Source organism: Rhodopirellula sp. UH5 (assembly GCF_056839225.1).
Genome location: NZ_CM166390.1, coordinates 831476 through 849431, shown reverse-complemented (window position 1 = coordinate 849431; position 17956 = coordinate 831476). Strand labels below are relative to the sequence as shown.

Below are 17956 nucleotides of genomic sequence, written 5' to 3'. Positions count from 1 at the left end.
ATTGGCTGAATTGAAACTTGCCGTCCGGATGGACGCCATCCCGGGTACCGGCGCCTCTGCCACCGCACTGCGTAAGTCATTGACCATCGCAGCCTCGATGGGCGTTCGAAGTGTCGAACTGTGTGGTCGCACCCACGTGCCCGTATCTGATTTGTCGGACACTGGCGTACGGACCTTGCGGAAAATCCTGGACGATTTGAATTTGCGGATTGCATCCATCCGGTTTCCAACCCGGTTTGGGTACGATGTGACGGACCATTTGGATGAGCGAGTCGACGCCACCAAATCGGCGATGAAGACGGCTTACCGCTTGGGAGCACCGTTGATCGTCAATCAAATCGGAACCGTTCCGCCGCGACCTCAAAACATTGACCAAGCTGTCAAAAAAGCAGGCAGCGCGCTGCTCCTCGATCCATCCGCGAAAGCAGGCGAATCCGATTGGAGCAGCGATTTGCCAGCCGACTTGGCGGCAGAACTCGCCAATTCAATCGCGGCCTCCCGAATCGGCAAAGCGATCGCCGGCCAAGGTGTGGCGGGCAGCGACGCATCCCGGTGGGAAACATTGCGCGAAGTCATGGATGATCTGGGCCGCTATGGCGCCAAAGTGGGATGTTTCTTGGCCGCTGAAACCGGAACCGAATCTGGCACCGACTTGGCTGCCCTGCTGGATGCGATCCCGGACAGCTTCATTCCAGTGGCCTTGAACCCGGGCCAGTTGATCATCAACCAATTCCGAGTGGACGAGGCCATCAACGCACTCGGTTCACGGATTTCAATCGTGCATGCCGTGGACGGTGTCTTGGACCTGGCCGCCGGTCGCGGGATGGCGGTCCCGGTCGGCGAAGGCACCGCGGACTTCCCTGCCTTGTTGGGGCAACTGGAAGACATTCCATTCCGCGGACCGATCGTGGTCGGCCGACCAGAAATGCGTCCAGAGACCGCCATCATGGAATTGCAGCAGAGCCTGGAATACTTGCGGAACCTCTAAGCAGGTCGGAAGGAATGATCGGGCATGATCATGTGAGCCGTTTGGGCGTTCGCCCCGGTTGTACGTGGAAGCAACGACGCTTGCCGAAACAGTCCCAATGCCGAAAGACTCCTGCCGACCTGCTTAGAGCGGTTTCCCACAACGCGAAATTGAACATCGGCCGGCCGATTGGCCGATCAAGCACCGCCTCGTGCTCCCGCGGCGGCTTGCCTGAGCCACTGCCGCGTCGCCAAGTCGTCTCATTCGGATGGAGCCCCCCTCCCATGGCGGGCTTAGAACCCGAGTTGCTCGGAAGATTCGCGTTCGATTTCGGTGCGGTCGTACATCGCTTGAATCAGATCCATGTCGCACTGCCGCTGTTCCACCTTCCGACGGGCGAACATCCGAGCTTGTGTGTTGATCATCACCTCCGGCGGCAACAGCGATGTCTGACCAAACAGCCGCGCGTAGTTGACGTAACTGGGCACGTTGCTGGTCACAAACCCGTACAACATGCTGCAGACACCGATCACCTTGCCGGTGAAAATCCCGGTGTTGATGGCTGATTTGGAATAGTCGCCCATGATGCAGCCCAGAAATTGCATTCCAGAGGCCATCTTTCGATCGCCATACTCGATGTTGATTTTGCCGTAGGTGTTTTTCAGGTCACTGTTGCAGGTCCCCGCACCGAGGTTGATCCAACTGCCCAAGTAACTGTGCCCGAGGAATCCGTGGTGCTGCTTGTTCGTGTAGGCTTCGATCACGGACGCTTCGACTTCGCCGCCGATCTTGACCGTGTGTCCAAGTGCGACGCCGTCTTTGATCGCCGAGTGTTCCAGCACCCGTGTGCTGTGTCCTGCGTGCAGCGGGCCTTCCAAAAAACAGAACGGACCGACCTGAACGTTTTCATCGAGAACAATCGGACCACCCGACGTATGAATCGATGCGAATTCTCCGATCTTCACTCCGGGGCGAACAAACACACCGTCCTCACGCTGCGTGTAGTCACCATGTTCGATGCGGTAGTTGACCGAATCGTTCATCGCTGCCATGTGACCGGCAACCACTTCATGAGGCCACTGAAACGCTTTCAATGACGATCGCGAACTCACGTTTTGATGGGCGATCTGTTGCAGCCTCTCCAACGGACTGAGTCCGACTTCCGACTTGGACGACTTCGCAATGTCACCCGCCGTGATGAATGCAGCCAGCAATTCAAACTCGTTTCCATTGTCGGTGCCAATCACGGCTGCGGTCTGGCCGGCTTGGATCAACTGCTTCAGCGTTTCATAGGTCTGCACCGAGGGAATCAATCGAGCGTTGACGAGCAACACCTCTTCGTCCGCAGCAATTTCCTTGGCGGGTGATTGAAGCCCGTGATCCGCCTCTTGAATGGGCAACAAGTACTCACGAATCAACCCTTGAATCTCACAAGCCTTGCCGCCGCTTGAATTTTCTTTCGCAAGTGTCTTCAGCCAATCGATCAATCGAAAACTTGCACAGGTGATCGCGTAGGCGGGGCGAGCGTGAACAATCGGGCAGAGCTGTTCCACGCGAGTATCTTCGAAGCAGAGAATTTGCATGAGCGGGACAAGGCGTGCGGAAAGCGGAAGGTCAGACGAGCGTTTGGTTCCGAGTCCGAAACCGGTTGCAACGATTAGGAAGTTTACCGGGCTTCAGGATCGAGGTCGCGGGGACAACTCGTGGCAAATCCATTGGTCGCGTGGGGTGGACGAAACTAAAGTGAAGTGAAGCACATCGCGATGCCCACCGTCGGACCCAAACAGGAAAATTCCCAAGTTTGTTCTCCAACGCACGCATCCCTCACACGCCAAGGCCATCGTTTGCCCCATTCGCCAAAGCTCTCTCGACGACGCAAACTGCGACGAACGATCTTGGCGTCCGTTTGGATGGCATTGAACACCTCCTCTTCCACCACAGCGGCCGCTGAACCCGCCGATGTTGACCACAGTGCGAACGTCGACTGGATGCAGACAGTTTGGGCTGCCGACGCAGAACTGAGTTCACGCCCCTCGGCGGAAGAGATTGCAAAGATTGATCGGCGTCTGGCACAGCTCGAATCCGATTCAGCGGTGATCCGCCGAATGACTTCGGACCGGCTGTTCTCGCAAGCGATCCACGGCGGCGATGAAGTTCGCCGCGCGGTGCTCTCGCGTCTGCGTAGCCTGCGTGTCTCGCTGTCATTGGACGTTCGCCAAGCCGCTGATCAATTGAACCAACGCATCCGTTTGGCGGCTCATCAGCGAGCCATTGAATCATTGGCTCGTTCGCCCTGGGAAGACCTGGCAACCAACCCTGCACATGAACTGAATCGCGAACTCGACCAGTGGTGGCAGCATTTTTCCGAGCGTGCCGGTGACGACACCGATTCGATCCGGCAATTTCAACAGGTCGCCAAATCGGCGGGGCCGGATTGGCAATGGCATCCGGCACTGCACCGTTCGACACCGCTCATTCAGTCCGCCTGCGATCAATGGGCCTGTCTGTTGGGGATCTGCGTTCCCGATTGTGGAATCCGGTACGTTCCCGCATCCAACACACTGAAACGCCACCTGCTGAAAGATTGTTCTCGCATCTGCCGCGGGCAAACGGCAGGCGATCGCGTTGTCGGGCGACTGATTGAATCCACTTTGCAACGCAATCCCTATGGCTGGTCGCTGGAAACTCGATTGTCCATCGGTTTGACTCATCAACGCACTGAATTGGTCCAAGGATTGTGCGAGCAAATTTGGAACTCGCCCAATGCAAGACCTCGTGACATTGCTTTGTCACTGCTGGCCGCCGATCGCGTGCACCACCCATCACGACAGGATCACCTGAATTCGCTCTTGGACGATCGTCGCGTGATCACCGTCCTTCCGGGACAAGCTCACTTTGGCGTTGGAGAAACCAACTGGCCTCGGTCGATCGTTGTGCCCCGAGTTTGTGACGTGGCTCAATACTTGCTTTGGAAGGACCAAGGCATCGACGCACGCCAGCAGGGCATGACCGCGATCCAAGCCGACCCCCTTTGGGGAACTCGGTTGGAATCCATCGGTCGCTGATCCGAAACTCGCGACCCGACCAAACAACGTCGTGAGAGCCAGCGATCCAACAGCCCGTGAACGCCTAACGGCTCACGTCCCCGAAGACTCCTGCATGCCTGCTCAATAGCTCGGCGGCGCGTCAGCGCGAAGCTCTTCAAGCCGCTGTTGTTGATGCCAAAGAATACTGTCAACAAGCACGCTACCGTCTTCGTTGTAAGAATCTTCTTGCTTGCTCATTTCAGCGACCTTGGCCTCCAACCGTTCGACTTGCGTTTTCCATTGAGCAAACGCGTCGCGGTGGTCCGGTTTCAAGCGAGTTTGCTCGATCCAAAGACGGCGTTGCCGGTCCGCAATGAAGGCTGCATCCTCTTGCTTGGCGGCCGCCAGATACGCTTCGTTGCGTTGCTTTCGCATTCGAAAGTCCTCGTCGGTCGGAGCCGAATGCGAGGTGCTGGTCACAGGGACCACGGCGTTGCGGGCCGGCGAAGCGCTGACCCAAGAGACGGTGCTCCGAACCAGCACAATGCAGCCTGCGATCGATCCGATCGACAGGACTGCGAAGATAGCCAACTTGCCAATCCAACTCGACTTGGCAGTTTTCTTGAGTGCTTTCCGAAGAGGTTCTTCGGGAAGCGGACGTTGATCGGGAGATGAGGAGTTCATGTCATACTCTAGGTCACAAGTTGTGACGATGATCTCAATTTCCCTCGCGAAGGAACTTTTCCTTGCGACGAGTCTCAATCGGTCAAAATTGTCGGCAGGTTATTGGCGATTTCTTCAAACGCCTCCACCAGTTCGTCACCGGAATCGGCATGGTAGTGCTTCCCCAGTCCCGTCACGGCAACCTCTTGCATCGTCGCTTGGTTCGCTCCACTTCCGAACGTGACCGTTTGAATGTTGAGATTCTCTGAACTCATCAAGTTGCGGGCGATCGTGTTGGGAGCCGTCCCGTAGTTGTGAATGCCATCGGTCATCACCACCATTGTCTTCGAAGCGTAGGGACGAGCGTTCTGGTGCGTGAAAGATGTTGCACCTGAGGTCATGCCGTTGCCGATCCCGGTAGAACCACTGGGCCCGAGCCGAGCAACGGTCGCACGAACCGCATCAAAGTCATCCAACAACCAACAATCCAAACTTCCGTGACTGTTGTAGCTGGCAATCGAAACCTGTTCGTTCTGAGGTGTTTGATCGAGGACTTGCAAGAAGGCGTCAACGGCCATCACCAAATCTTCCCAAGGCGTGTTGGGGGCAGGTCCCAGACCGAAGAATTCTTCCCATGCATAATCGTACAGGTCTTCTTCGTCATACCCGCGGTTGTAACTCACCCGGCGAATGTAGTCCGGTTGTCCGTTGCGATAACGCCACTCCAAATCAACGATGCCTTCGTCTTCGGCCGCAATCAAGCTGTCTTCTGCCCACGGATCTGATCCGTCAGGCCAGTCATAGGTCTTCCAATCCATCGAACCACTGCGGTCGAGCACCAAGCTGATGTCCCGGTCAACTTGCATTGCGACGGCGGAAGTCACCGGGCGAAAGTCACTGATTGAAAAGGTGTTTGGGAAAATGAACGGCACAGGTCCCATCAACGATTCCCCAGTCCGCTTGCCGGTCACGCGGACGGAGCTGACGGCCACCATGTTGGCGGACACATCACCGGTCGGAACCTTTGTGAACTGGAACCGACCCGTGCGGCCATCGGCTTGTGCCGACACGCCAAATTCAAATTCATTGGCTCCGTCGTTTGTGTTCAGCTGATAGGGTTCGCCGGCCACTTCATTCATTGCAGCGGTCAAACGAGCAGCCTCTTTTGCCGCCTCAACCGTTTGCTCTTCACTGAAGGCACGTCCGCCTGCCCGAGCGGCGGCGTCGGTCGCAATCGCCAATTCCGTCTTCACCAACTGCATCTGTGCCAAGTTGATACAGAAGGCAGCCAGCAGAGCCAGCATCGGCAACACGAAGGCCATCAAAACAGTGATGCCGCCGCGACGTGTTGCGTCGCCTCGCGTCATCGTGAATCGCATGGGAACGGGGGAAACGGACATCATTGAAACTCCAAAACGAAACGTTGGATTGGTTAATCGAAAAAGGATCCCCCCGGACCGTTCTTCATTCTTGAATCAGTTGACTTGAAAAAAGCCGTTGTATCGTTCGGTCTGCATCGTGGCCGAAGATGTCAATCGAAGATTGCCCAAGAACATGGGAGTGAACAATGCCACGTCATCCAAGTCGATGCTGACTGTCACTGTGACCTCTTCGGTGTCGTCATCGATTTCGGTGCAATCGACCTCATACCCGCCGCTGAACAAAGACTGCATGATCAACTCGGCTTCATTGACGGCTTCGTCCGCGGTTGCTCCGGGCACAATCGCCGTGCGAGCCGCGTAGTAGGCCGCGTCTTGGGCGAGGTTCCGTGCCATGTTCATGCGAGCCAGTTCCATGCACATGAAGATGGTCAGCAACAGCAAATTGCTGACGATGGCAAACTCCACCAACGTGGCGCCGACTCGCTTGACCGACCGAGCAGCCGGACGACGACAAGGCCGAACGGATGGACGCGGAACGATTCCGTTGCGACGACGTCTGCGAACGCTCTGGGCTTGGTTTGAAATGGACTTCGATGGATAGATCATGGTGGCGATGCCTAGTCTTGATTCCTGAATTCTTTTCGCATCGTGATTCGATGCGTGATATCCAGGTCGTTGTACAAACCAGCCGGAGCATACAAGTTGCCGGCAGCGGGAACGGTGACCACAATCGTGACGTGTTCCAACGTGTCAGCCGTGCTGAACGTGCTGTTTTCCAGAGTGACTGCGTTGCCTTCGTAGCTGACCCCTCGTTCGTCCAAGATTTCATGCACACGGGCAATCGCAGCTTGATCCGTTCCGCCCCGGTTGATTCCACGCCGAGCGCCTTCATAAGCAGCAATGGCAACGGTTTCCTTCAAAAAGAAGATGGAGCACAAGTCCACCGTCGCGAACGTGAACGTCAACAAGACCGGCAGGCAAAAAGCGATCTCAGCCGTCGCGGTTCCGCGACGTGGTTGATTCAGGTTGCCTCCGGAACGCGCCCGGCCGGCTGTGAGAAAGCCGGGTCGCGTTCGCTTGGAGGCGTGATTGACAGGATTCATGATGCGGGGACCAAAGGCGTTGGCGGCCAGTGAAAAGTCGGGTGACGAATCTTGTTGCTCTGGAAAGTTGAGCTTTGGGAAGACAGTCGGGCCGAAAAGGTTGATCAGGTCAGGGAAGACAGTCAGGTTGGTAGCTTCGTCGGGAATGGTTCTCGAGAAGAACCTCTAACGAAAACCTAGCTCTGAAAATTCACCTGGGCGTGAAAAATCTTTCAAAACCTTCTAACCTCTGCGCCAGGCCGCGTTTTGTGTGCCGCTTCCTGCAACCGACAGCAAAGTCCGCATGATTGATCTGACCTTTCCCGCACCTGTCATTGATTCGATGGCAACCACGCTGATTGAAACGCAGGCCCTGGTTCAAATTGCGCCATCGATCGGCATGCTGGCAGAGATCACGCCGATTTGGTTGGCGGGTTGGCTCACGGCGTGGTTGGCACTTTCTCCCACGACCCAGACGGCGATTCTGGCGTTGCTTGGGATCCTCGGCGGTGCCTTGGCCAACCACATCATTCCAACTTGGTGCTGGTACCCCCGTCCGATTTCGCCATGGGTTGATCGAGGCCGCTGGCCGTTGCTGCCCGAATTCGAATCCATTTCGCGAACCCTTCCCGCTCGAACTTGGGCGGATCGCATCCCCGTCTTGGGTTGGTTCCGCTTGCGGCGAGAAGCCGAGATGTTTGGGCGCTGGTTCTGGGTCCGGCCGATTCTGATCGAACTTTCACTCGCGGCCACCCTGCCGTTCATGCATCGCGCCTACTTGGCGGGGCAACTGCTGCCGACCGGGGTCACACCCGCCACGGTGGCTGCCTGCACGGACTGGATGGCATTGCTATTTTTCTTGCACGCAGCGTTCTTGGTTTGGTTGGTCGCAGCGACATTCATCGACTTCGACGAACGCACCATTCCCGATCTGCTGACGATCCCGGGCACGATCGTGGCCATCGGCTTGGGAACCCTCACACCGTTCGCTTTTTTGCCCGGCTTGGTGGTCAACAATTCCGTGGAAGGCATCGCGCCCGTCTTGGCCAACCATCCGTTTGGGCTCTCGCCGTTCTGGACCAGCCCTCGTGGATTGATGACCGGTTTGGCGATTTGGGCAGTCTGGTGCTTCGCTTTGGCTGACCGACGCTTTTATCTACGCCGCGGATGGTCCAAGGCGTGGGGTTACTTTTGGTTTGGACTGACCCGCCACAACTCGTGGAAATTTTTGGTTGCCATGTGGCTGGTGGGTTCTGCCCTGATCGTTGTGACTTACTCCACCAGCCCGATCGGTTGGATGGGCATGATGACCTCGCTGACCGGATTGGCGGTGGGCGGCGGGATCGTCTGGATCGTGCGATTGGTCTGCGGTTGGGCCATTCAAATGGAAGCGATGGGTTTCGGCGACGTCACGTTGATGGCGATGATCGGTGCGTTGATCGGTTGGCAAGGCAGCATCCTCGCATTCTTTCTGTCCCCCATCGCCGCCCTGGTGATCGTGTTGGTGGTGTTTGTTCTGACTCGTGATCCGCGAACGCCGTTTGGCCCCTACTTGTGTCTGGGAACCCTGTTGGTCGTTTGGTACTGGGACGACGTCTACAACGCTCGGTTCCGGACCACGTTGCTGCTGATGGGCGACGTCCTGCTTTGGATGGCGGTCGCCATGCCGCCGATCCTCGCATCCATGATGTGGATCACCCGCAAGATACGCTTGCAAGTGTTACCGGATGCGGACTGAGACAAGGCGTTTGGACTCATTCACCTCCTTCGCGGGCGTGGTCGGTTGATTGAATGCGTTTCGCAGATTTCGCGATCAGCCGATGGGTGATCGCCCACGGTCACCGGAGACGAACCGGACGCGATCGCGTTCCGGATGATCAACTCAACAGCCTTCTACGGGGGGCTTCCACTCACTGCTGAATCGGCACTTCCAACCCGCACGACCTCTTGATTGAGTGGAAATGAGTTCGGGCCAGTCCAGTCAAAACAGCAGCATCAAGAAACCACCGACGAAGGCCGCCAACACCACCCACACGGTGATGTGCCAAAGTGGTCTTCCCCCAGCCCAAACGTTTCGGCTGGTTGAATCGGGGAACTCGCGAGCCAGAAAGTCTTCGTAGTCGTCCTCGTCCCACTCGTCGGAGTGCTCTTCCCCTTCGCTAGCGTCATCGTCGAATTCATCGTCGTCGCTCGATTGCCAGGAATCATTGTCCCAATGGTTCGTCATGGAAGGTCGGTGTTGGGGGGGCGAATTCACGTTCATCAGCGTTGGCGGCACCGGTCGCCGCTTCGCTCGTCTGTCGCATCGCATCATGGAGGCGGGGCGGTTACCCTACCAACATGACTGATCCCATTGCATTGGTCGATCGCTTTGGTCGACGCCACGATAGCCTTCGCATCAGTATCACGGATCGTTGCAACATCCGCTGTTTTTACTGCATGCCCGAACACGACGCGGCGTTTCTGCCTCGCAGCGGCGTGTTGACGTTCGAAGAAATCGAGCGATTGGCTGGGCTGATGGTTCATCGCTGCGGCGTGCGGGACATCCGGATCACGGGCGGAGAACCTCTGGTTCGACGCGACTGTGTCGAATTGACTGCGATGCTGGCCCAAATCGAAGGCTTGGAAGACCTGTCGATGACCACCAACGGCATGTTGCTTCGCGAGCATGCGGCTGATTTGCGTGCGGCAGGATTGCAGCGACTGAATATTTCGCTGGACACACTCGACGAAGCCACCTTTGCCAAAATCACTCGTCGCCCTGGCGTCGACCGAGTCATCGAAGGAATCGATGCCGCCATCGAGGCCGGGTTTGAATCGATCAAACTCAACGCGTTGGCCATCCGTGGAATCAGCGAATCGGAACTGGTTGGCTTGGTCCGTTTTGCGATCGGAAGAGGGGTCACCTTGCGTTTCATCGAGTTCATGCCGCTCGACAGCGACCGGGCTTGGCAATCCGCCGACGTGCTGTCCGGAGACGCCTGCCTGCAATTGCTGAGCGAAGCGTTTGGCGAAGTCACTCCCACGGGCCGTCAAAATCAGTCGGCCCCCGCAGAAACGTTCCGCCTTGCTTGTGATGGCCGCGAAGGCACGATCGGAATCATCCGCTCCGTGACCCAGCCGTTTTGTGGCGATTGCAACCGTTTGCGATTGACCGCCGACGGTGGGCTGAGAAATTGTTTGTTCGCTCAAAACGAGACACCGCTGCGAGATGCCATGCGAAGCGGGTGCGACGATGACGCGCTGATACAAAAGCTCCAACAGTGTGTGGGCGAGAAACGCGCCGCTCACGGCATCGACTCGGACAATTTCCGCCCTCCCGATCGTCCCATGCATGCGATTGGTGGCTAGTGGTCTATTACTGCTAAAAGTTAGGGTTGACCGCAGTGGACGAGGCCACGAGTCCTTGGATTTGACGCCAGTTCAGGACTCGTGGCCTCGTCCACTACCCTAAAAACAAGTCCTGACAAACCACTAGCCGCACGCGGCGGATGTCATGAAAACGAACGAGCCCGTGACACGTTGAACACGGGTGTTGGGCGAGCGCTGAAACAATCCGCCCGACAATCATCGCTCAACGTACAAACAGGACGCCGTTGGCCCCCCGCGTTCCGAATTCGTTCGCTATAATCGCTCGCATGAACATCGCCAATCTGCTCGACAAACGACGATCGAACTGGGGCGAATTGGAACGTCTTTGCGAGGCCATGGAAGTTCGAGGACGAACAGACAAGGCTGGGCCTCAATACAAAGGTGCCGCTGGCATCGTTCGTTTTGCAACGCTGTATCGCGGCGCATGTGCGGACTTGGCTTTGGCCGATGCGTACCAATTGCCTCCCGCCACGGTGACCTACCTGCACCGGCTCGTCGCGCGCTCACACAACCAGCTTTATCGAGCCGGCAAATTTGAACCGACCGGTTGGTTCGACATGATTTTTCGCGTCGCGCCACGCGAGATCTATGGCGATGCCTGCGTCCGCGTCGCCACCATCGTGTTCTTCGGTTTGTTCGCGCTGTCGATGTACTTGGGCTACCAACAAACCCTGTTCCCCGATTTTGCCAACGTCGTTGTTGGCGAAGCAGGCCTGGAACAGATGGAAGAGATGTACGAAATGGAACTGGTCGGCAGCCTCGACCACTACATCAGCATGTCCAGCTTCTACATCATGCACAACACTGGGATTGGGCTGAAATGTTTCGCCTATGGAATCCTGATCGTGCCGTGCCTTTACATCTTGTCGAGCAACGCCGTGACGCTGGGCACCGTGTTTGGCTACATGGCTCGTGAGGACGTCGCCAGTCGCGACAATTTCTTTGAGTTCGTCACTGCACACGGTCCATTTGAGTTGACTGCGATCGCCTTGTCCGCCGCCGCGGGACTGCGTCTGGGGATGGGACTGTTCGCCACCGGAGGCTTGAGCCGAATCGACTCGGTTCGTCGATCAGCAGTGCGAGCCGTTCCAGTCATTTCCGCCGCAGCCGTCTTGTTCGTGCTCGCCGCCTTCACCGAAGGTTTTATCTCCCCCAGCCCACTGGCATACACCTTCAAGGCGGGATGGTCGGTGATGTCTTCCAGCATGATCAGCTTCTACTTCGTCGTCCTCGGCTTCCCTGGAAATCGCCAACATCGAACCGGCGGACGCCCCATCGATACTATCTGGAATGACGAGTCCACTGAAACTTCCGAGTCCAACACGCTAGCCAACCTCAGTGGCGGGAGCTCGAGCGTCCGTGCAGCTTGATCGCACCCACATCGCTATCCGAGTCCGGTCGCTGTCGGAAATCGGTGACCTGGCCCTGTTGATGCTTCGCCGCTATCCGGTTGCGGTCACGCGAGCCTTTTTTGCAGGCGCGGCGCCGTGGATCGTGATCAACGCGATCCTGCTGTCTTTCTTGCCGATGCGCATCGCGGCGGACGAATTTTTCACCGATGACTCGCTGTCGGATTTGATTCGCTACGCCAGTTGGATGAGCGTTCTGGTTGTCCTTCAAACTCCCTTGGCCGGCGCCTTTTCGACGTTCTATCTGGGCCAGGCCGTCTTTGAACAAAAACCGACTTTGCGACACACGTTCGCGGAAGTCTGGAAACTTCGCTGGCCCCTGCTTTGGATTCTTGGTGTCAAACGGCTCGCGATCCCCACCACGTTGCTGCTGGCGTTCCGAATTGGCACCGACTCAGACATCTTCCTCGACTTTGTCTTGCCTTGGCTGATCGTCATCTTGGCGGCCATCATCCGCTCCAATCGCCCCTTTGTTCCCGAAATGATCGTCCTGGAACGCTGCCCGCTTCGTTCGCGATCGTCCAACGTCATCACGCTGGCGCGACGATCCAAGGGATTGCACGGACCGATGTCCAGCGAACTGGGAGGCCGATTCCTCACCGTTGCCGGCACCTCGCTCGTTTTGACTTGCTCGGTTTACTATTCCATGATCTGGGTGCGCGGCATCGCCACCTCCAACTGGTCGACGGATTTCATTGCGATGGTCGTCTTCCTTCCGTTGGCATTGTGGATCATCGCGGCCTTCACCGTCGTCGTTCGCTTGCTCGGCTACCTGGACGCTCGCATCCGATTGGAAGGCTGGGAAGTGGAACTGGCGATCCGAGCCGAAGCCATTCGTCAATTCGGTGAAGATGCCATGACCGGACAATCTGGCTCGTCGCGACCGCGCCTTGCCCGGGCGGGATCGCGACTCAGGCGTCCCACTGTCACGCCCCCACCCAACCAGGCAACCGAAGAAGCCATCCTGGTCGAAGAGTCTGATTCGGACGTGCAAACGACTCCGGTTGAGATCGAGGTCCGCCCATGAACGACCTCTGCCCTGCCGCGGCAACTCCCAGACCGCTTGGCCAACACAGCCGTTCGCGTCTGGGGCCGTTTGGTTCCGTGCGAGCCCTTTGGTTCAGCTGCGTGTTGCCCTGCATTTGCTTCAGCGTTTGCACGCCAGCCTTGTCAGCAGAATCGACCACCGAATCCGCGCGGGTCTCGCCCGTCAGTGACTCGGTTTGGTACGACGACGACACTGGCGAACTGGTTCCCGTCGAAGTTCAAGACCAACAAACCGACACGGAGAATCGCGGCAGTCGTTGGACCGCCGTGACGTCCAACAAGTCCACTGCGGCGACTCCCGCTCCTGCGACCACCACCAGTTTTCCGTTTGCTCAACTGTTTGGTTGGTTGATGTTGGGTGGTCTGCTGGTCGGATTGGTTTCGATGTTGGCGTGGGTGTTCGCCAACAGTGACTTTGACTTCCACCACGGAAGCGTCGAGCAATCGCTTTTGGAAGGAGACCGCGTTGATCGCCAAACCCGCCAACGCATGGAACATTTGCCCGAGGCGTTGCGAGACACGACGGTCAACCCACGTTCTGAAGCCGAACGGTTGATGCGCGAGGGCCAGTTCAACGAAGCCATCATCTACCTTTACGGGCATCAACTGTTGTTGCTCGATCGAGTCCACTGGTTGCGATTGGCTCGAGGGAAAACGAACAGCCGCTACGTGCGCGAAGCCAAACGCTCTCAACCCGACACGGGAAGTCGATTGCAGCATACCGTTGCCGCTTTTGAACGTGCCTACTTTGGCCGGCATGAATTGTCGCAATCCGAATTCGAACGCCTCTGGCAAACCAACGCGGCGCTGGAACAAGCGATCCAATCCGCCGACTCCGCTCGACAACCGGGGGCAGCGTGAACATCGCCCTCCTGACCGCACGTCAGAACCATCTTGAGTTCCCGTTCAACGGTGGCCCCAGGTCGACTCGTCGGCTTGCTGTCTCATGGCTGGTCCTGTGCACCCTGCTGTTGTCCGGGTGCAGCCGCCTGGACACGACCTACGGAAAATCCGACGGGGCGAAGGGCAAACAAAGTCTCAACGGCTTCGGTGCCCTGCGAGAATCACTCACACGGGAGCTGGACCCAACCGAACGCTCAAAATTGGGGGACGCCTGGCAAGACGCGGAACTGCGGGCTCGCAACCTGACTCGACTGTCTTCTCGCGCCAATCAACACGACGCCATCGTTTGGATCCCGACCGCTTGGCCACCCGCCAACCCTGCCGAAGTGACGGACTGGATGACGAAGTGGCTTCGAAACGGCAACCGCACGATTGTCTATGTCGTCCCCGACGAAGGCAGCACGGAAGCCTACTGGCGAGAAGCCTCGCAGGTTGCCCCTCCCGCACAACGCCTGGAATACCGTCGCCGCTTGGCACAACAGATCAATTTGCGTTTGCTCCAGGATGCGCGACGCGAGGACGTGACGGTCGGAAAACTGTTCACCGCTCGTGGCCTCCCGGCACGGCAAACCATTGATGATCGCCGGATCGCCTCCTACGACCTGCATCCCTTTGATCCCGCACGCAAACCGGTCGTGACCACCTTGACTCCAATCGGCCAACCGACCGCGACAGTCGCGGACGACGATGCCAACGAAGAGGAATCGGCTGGCGTCCCAGCAGAACTCATCGAAACGGAACCAAGCGAATCAGAACTCGACCAACTCTTCTCGGACGAAGACTCCGCCGACGGGGACGAAGCGACCGACGCGCCGCAGGCCCCCGATAAGCAGGCCGCTGATCAGCAGTTCACAGTGCAGCAGTCGGAGGAGGATGATCCGACGGATTCAACCGAGAACGACCGTCCGTCGCTCTTGTTCGAACCGCTCGACAAGGCCGAGGACGTCACGATCTTGGCCCGAATCACACACCCGAAATGGAAAGATTCGCGAATCCTGGTTGTCGCAGGCGGAGGCTTGCTCACGAATTTCGCGATGACGGATCAGCCCGCTTTGGAAATGGCCGATCGTCTTCGCAACGAAATCCTGGCGACCGCCAAGGTCGGGCCGGACGAACGAGTCAGCTTGGGTTTCTTGTCCACCGATGACATGTGGGTCCCCATTTCAGATGCGGAACCAGGCGCCCCTTCTCAAACCGGGATGGAATTGCTGACGACTTGGCCGATCAGTCTGATCACGATTCACGCGTTGTTCCTGGGTGTGGTGATGTGCCTGATGCTGTTGCCCACCTTCGGCCGAGCCCGGCAAGTTGTCTATCACCGTTCCACCCACTTCGGAAACCACCTCACGGCCATGGCCGTTTTGATGCGTCGCGCCGGTGGGATGGACTTTGCCAAGGAAAAGATTAACCATTACATGCGAGTCGTTCGCGGTGAACCGGATTTGTTTGTGGTTGCGAGCCCGCCGCCCGCCGCCGTTCCCGAGACACCCTCGCCTGATACCCTGAAATCGACCGATCAGTCCCCACCGGACACGTCCCCGGAATCAGATTTGACCGAGGCTGAAGCCCTCGCAAACCCTGTTGCACCGTCACCTGACCCGCCAAGTCCTCACGAGCCCGTTGAGAAGTCGCCTTGAACGATCCTTCCTTGCCGCCCATCTTGCCCGAAGACAACTCCGGTCCCGACAACCCCGGCGGCGCCCACTCCGCGTCGCCCCAACCCGGTTCTGCTGCATTGGCTTCGGAAGCTCCGCCGGTCTCCCCCGAATTCGCCAAGATCAAGGAGCTCTTTGAGTTGATCCAGGCCGAAGTCGGCAAGCTGTACGTTGGACAAGACGAGCTGGTGCTGGGCACGTTGACCGCGCTGTTCTCCGGGGGGCACGTGTTGATTGAATCGGTTCCCGGCCTCGGCAAAACGCTGTTTGTCCGGACGCTGGGCCGCATCCTCGGATGCGAATTTGGACGCATCCAATTCACCGCCGACTTGATGCCCTCGGACATCACCGGTGCTCCCATCTTCGACATGCAGAAGAGCGAGTTTCGTTTTCGCGCCGGCCCTGTGTTCACCCAGTTGCTGTTGGCCGATGAAATCAACCGGTCGCCAGCCAAGACTCACGCGGCGCTGCTCGAGATCATGCAGGAGTACCGGGTCACGATTGATGGGACCAGCCACCCGGTGCCGAAACCGTTTCTCGTTTTGGCGACCCAAAACCCACTGGAAAGCGAAGGCACGTACAACCTGCCCGAGGCCCAACTCGACCGCTTCATGTTCAAACTGATGGTCGACTACCCATCCGCCGCCGAAGAAGCCGAAATTTTGAAAATGCATTCGCTGCAAGTCGACTTTGGGCAGCGATTGGAAGCGGAAATCCAACCGATCACAAACCCGGAGATCGTCCAAAAGGTGATCGCGACGTGCAGTCAAGTTCGGGTCGAAGATCGCTTGGTCGAGTACATCAACTCGCTGATTCGATCGACGCGGACCTGGCCCGCATTCCACATCGGTGCGTCCCCACGAGCCGGAATTGCACTGATGCAATCTGCACGGACGATCGCCGCCTTCGCCGGCCGCGATTTCGCGGTGCCAGACGACGTGATTGAGATCATTCTGCCCGTTTTGCGGCACCGAGTCTCGTTGACCGCGGAGGCCGAAATTGAGGGTCGCAGCGTTGATGAGGAATTGCGGGCCATGATTCGGGGAATCGAAGTCCCACGGAACTGAAAGTTGGCCATTCCCCCTTGCGAGAAATCCAACCAGCCGATATTTTCACGCCCACGCGAGCGACGCGAAAGCGATTCGCCGCTCAACAATTCAAGACGCACCCCTAGCTCAATTGGATAGAGCATCGGTCTACGAAACCGAAGGTTACTGGTTCGAACCCAGTGGGGTGTACTCAAGAAGCCGTGTTCAGCCATCCGCTGACACGGCTTTTTTTGTGCGCCTGCAAAACAACTTTGCAGCCTCCAAGTTTCCCCACCGGGATCCCATGGAAGGTTCTTCCCAAACACGTCCCTTCAATGCATCCTGCGCCACCCGGCGGTCAAGAACCGCGGAGCGGTGACATCTCTCAGCCTTGGGTTTCAACCCAAGGTTGGCCAGATCAACAACGCAAACAAGCCGCGGAGCGGCGGCAGAGAAGCCTCGAAAAGATGTTGTTGCTCAATGACTTCCACCCCGGCTGTCGTCGCTCCGCGACTGGGTGATTTGTTTCGACTCCTGGGGACCTTGGGTTAAAACCCAAGGCTCATCGGCTGCCGTCACTCCGTGACTGTTGAACGTGCACCTTGCCCGGTCGAACGCCGGGGTAATGAATGCGGTCACCATGGTGGCTCGGTCATGAAGGTGGCTGGCATCATCCCGCGCCACCCGGCGAGCAAGAACCGCGGAGCGGTGGCATCTGCCAGCCTTGGGTTTCAACCCAAGGTTGGCCAGATCAACAACGCAAACAAGCCGCGGAGCGGCGGCAGAGAAGCCTCGAAAAGATGTTGTTGCTCAATAGCTTCCACCCCGGCTGTCGTCGCTCCGCGACTGGGTGGTTTGTTTCGACTCCTGGGGACCTTGGGTTAAAACCCAAGGCTCATCGGCTGCCGTCACTCCGTGACTGTTGAACGTGCACCTTGCTCGGTCGAACGCCGGGGTAATGAATGCGGTCACCATGGTGGCTGGCACCATCCCGCGCCGCGATCAATAACACAATCAAGCCGCGGAGCGGCGACAGAGAAGCATGAAGAATCTGCGGCAGATCCCCAACCGCGACTAGGCAAACGAAATAGCCACGTTCACTGTTTAGCCACGTCTCTACATGGTGGCCTGTAGGACACCTACGCTTGAGTTGCTCGACTATAATTTGCGAACAAACGCATCTCAGTCATTCACACCGGAGCGAACGGCACGGAACTCTTCGACACTTTGACCAGACTTGCTTCCCGACTCGAATCACAAAGAGAACTGTTGGGGAACGAAGAGGCAACGAAGAATGCAGTCATCATGCCCATCATCAATGCGTTGGGCTACGACGTATTCGAACCACAGCGTTTTTCGCTTCATAACGACCGGCGAGTGGAGACACTCACCTGCAGTTGGTTCCGTATCACGTTTGTCGGG

The 17956-nt window shown here is 57.6% G+C and carries 15 protein-coding genes and 1 tRNA gene; 10 read left to right on the top strand and 6 right to left on the bottom strand.

The features are described 5' to 3' along the window. Window position 1 precedes the first annotated feature (1 nt). Complete coding sequence (locus tag UH5x_RS03030; protein WP_482634665.1) at window positions 2–988, top strand: sugar phosphate isomerase/epimerase family protein; 987 nt, start codon at window positions 2–4, stop codon at window positions 986–988. 272 nt (window positions 989–1260) lie between these two features. Here UH5x_RS03030 and UH5x_RS03025 read toward each other — a convergent pair whose 3' ends face one another. Next, window positions 1261–2550, bottom strand: coding sequence for a GlmU family protein (locus UH5x_RS03025; protein WP_047815101.1), 1290 nt, complete (start codon window positions 2548–2550; stop codon window positions 1261–1263). 327 nt (window positions 2551–2877) lie between these two features. On the opposite strand from UH5x_RS03025, the gene UH5x_RS03020 reads away from it, so the two are divergent. Beyond that, on the top strand, window positions 2878–4032 hold the full coding sequence (locus UH5x_RS03020; protein ID WP_482634664.1) for a hypothetical protein: 1155 nt from the start codon (window positions 2878–2880) through the stop codon (window positions 4030–4032). Between the two features lie 102 nt (window positions 4033–4134). On the opposite strand, the gene UH5x_RS03015 is transcribed toward UH5x_RS03020, so the two are convergent. From UH5x_RS03015 to UH5x_RS03000, 4 genes are all read right to left on the bottom strand, one after another. Then, window positions 4135–4677: a hypothetical protein gene (locus UH5x_RS03015; RefSeq protein WP_482634663.1), complete on the bottom strand. Its 543-nt coding sequence runs from the start codon at window positions 4675–4677 to the stop codon at window positions 4135–4137. A 74-nt stretch (window positions 4678–4751) separates the two neighbouring features. After that, window positions 4752–6059 (bottom strand): vWA domain-containing protein, encoded by a 1308-nt coding sequence (locus UH5x_RS03010; RefSeq protein ID WP_236696334.1) that lies wholly within the window; start codon window positions 6057–6059, stop codon window positions 4752–4754. Between the two features lie 72 nt (window positions 6060–6131). After that, window positions 6132–6644, bottom strand: a complete 513-nt coding sequence (locus UH5x_RS03005) for a TadE/TadG family type IV pilus assembly protein (protein ID WP_173442677.1) — start codon at window positions 6642–6644, stop codon at window positions 6132–6134. Window positions 6645–6655: 11 nt separating this feature from the next. Next, complete coding sequence (locus UH5x_RS03000; RefSeq protein WP_482634662.1) at window positions 6656–7141, bottom strand: TadE/TadG family type IV pilus assembly protein; 486 nt, start codon at window positions 7139–7141, stop codon at window positions 6656–6658. A gap of 283 nt (window positions 7142–7424) precedes the next feature. Here UH5x_RS03000 and UH5x_RS02995 point away from each other — a divergent pair, with 283 nt between their 5' ends. Further along, window positions 7425–8858: a prepilin peptidase gene (locus UH5x_RS02995; RefSeq protein ID WP_236696335.1), complete on the top strand. Its 1434-nt coding sequence runs from the start codon at window positions 7425–7427 to the stop codon at window positions 8856–8858. Between the two features lie 243 nt (window positions 8859–9101). Here UH5x_RS02995 and UH5x_RS02990 read toward each other — a convergent pair whose 3' ends face one another. After that, window positions 9102–9347 carry a hypothetical protein gene (locus UH5x_RS02990; protein ID WP_047815107.1) on the bottom strand — a complete coding sequence of 82 codons (246 nt, stop codon included), beginning with the start codon at window positions 9345–9347 and terminating at the stop codon, window positions 9102–9104. Between the two features lie 113 nt (window positions 9348–9460). Here UH5x_RS02990 and moaA point away from each other — a divergent pair, with 113 nt between their 5' ends. From moaA to UH5x_RS02955, 7 genes are all read left to right on the top strand, one after another. Continuing rightward, window positions 9461–10471 carry a GTP 3',8-cyclase MoaA gene (gene moaA, locus UH5x_RS02985; protein ID WP_482634661.1) on the top strand — a complete coding sequence of 337 codons (1011 nt, stop codon included), beginning with the start codon at window positions 9461–9463 and terminating at the stop codon, window positions 10469–10471. A gap of 287 nt (window positions 10472–10758) precedes the next feature. Then, window positions 10759–11862 carry a stage II sporulation protein M gene (locus tag UH5x_RS02980; protein WP_047815109.1) on the top strand — a complete coding sequence of 368 codons (1104 nt, stop codon included), beginning with the start codon at window positions 10759–10761 and terminating at the stop codon, window positions 11860–11862. Next, window positions 11852–12928, top strand: a complete 1077-nt coding sequence (locus tag UH5x_RS02975) for a hypothetical protein (RefSeq protein ID WP_047815249.1) — start codon at window positions 11852–11854, stop codon at window positions 12926–12928. The genes UH5x_RS02980 and UH5x_RS02975 overlap by 11 nt, the downstream gene beginning before the upstream one ends. Further along, window positions 12925–13809: a DUF4129 domain-containing protein gene (locus UH5x_RS02970; protein WP_083434987.1), complete on the top strand. Its 885-nt coding sequence runs from the start codon at window positions 12925–12927 to the stop codon at window positions 13807–13809. The genes UH5x_RS02975 and UH5x_RS02970 overlap by 4 nt, the downstream gene beginning before the upstream one ends. Beyond that, on the top strand, window positions 13806–15488 hold the full coding sequence (locus UH5x_RS02965; RefSeq protein WP_482634660.1) for a hypothetical protein: 1683 nt from the start codon (window positions 13806–13808) through the stop codon (window positions 15486–15488). The genes UH5x_RS02970 and UH5x_RS02965 overlap by 4 nt, the downstream gene beginning before the upstream one ends. Then, a complete protein-coding gene (locus UH5x_RS02960; RefSeq protein WP_083434988.1) occupies window positions 15485–16573 on the top strand; it encodes an AAA family ATPase in 1089 nt (362 codons plus the stop codon). The genes UH5x_RS02965 and UH5x_RS02960 overlap by 4 nt, the downstream gene beginning before the upstream one ends. A 97-nt stretch (window positions 16574–16670) precedes the next feature. After that, window positions 16671–16744, top strand: a tRNA-Arg gene (locus UH5x_RS02955). Window positions 16745–17956: the final 1212 nt, after the last annotated feature.

What these genes read in the sequence shown, in the direction of transcription:
- UH5x_RS03025 (WP_047815101.1), bottom strand. Translation starts at nt 2,550, where the DNA reads ATGCAAATTCTCTGCTTCGAAGATACTCGCGTGGAACAGCTCTGCCCG.
- UH5x_RS03020 (WP_482634664.1), top strand. Translation starts at nt 2,878, where the DNA reads ATGGCATTGAACACCTCCTCTTCCACCACAGCGGCCGCTGAACCCGCC.
- UH5x_RS03015 (WP_482634663.1), bottom strand. Translation starts at nt 4,677, where the DNA reads ATGAACTCCTCATCTCCCGATCAACGTCCGCTTCCCGAAGAACCTCTT.
- UH5x_RS03010 (WP_236696334.1), bottom strand. Translation starts at nt 6,059, where the DNA reads ATGATGTCCGTTTCCCCCGTTCCCATGCGATTCACGATGACGCGAGGC.
- UH5x_RS03005 (WP_173442677.1), bottom strand. Translation starts at nt 6,644, where the DNA reads ATGATCTATCCATCGAAGTCCATTTCAAACCAAGCCCAGAGCGTTCGC.
- UH5x_RS03000 (WP_482634662.1), bottom strand. Translation starts at nt 7,141, where the DNA reads ATGAATCCTGTCAATCACGCCTCCAAGCGAACGCGACCCGGCTTTCTC.
- UH5x_RS02995 (WP_236696335.1), top strand. Translation starts at nt 7,425, where the DNA reads ATGATTGATCTGACCTTTCCCGCACCTGTCATTGATTCGATGGCAACC.
- UH5x_RS02990 (WP_047815107.1), bottom strand. Translation starts at nt 9,347, where the DNA reads ATGACGAACCATTGGGACAATGATTCCTGGCAATCGAGCGACGACGAT.
- moaA (WP_482634661.1), top strand. Translation starts at nt 9,461, where the DNA reads ATGACTGATCCCATTGCATTGGTCGATCGCTTTGGTCGACGCCACGAT.
- UH5x_RS02980 (WP_047815109.1), top strand. Translation starts at nt 10,759, where the DNA reads ATGAACATCGCCAATCTGCTCGACAAACGACGATCGAACTGGGGCGAA.
- UH5x_RS02970 (WP_083434987.1), top strand. Translation starts at nt 12,925, where the DNA reads ATGAACGACCTCTGCCCTGCCGCGGCAACTCCCAGACCGCTTGGCCAA.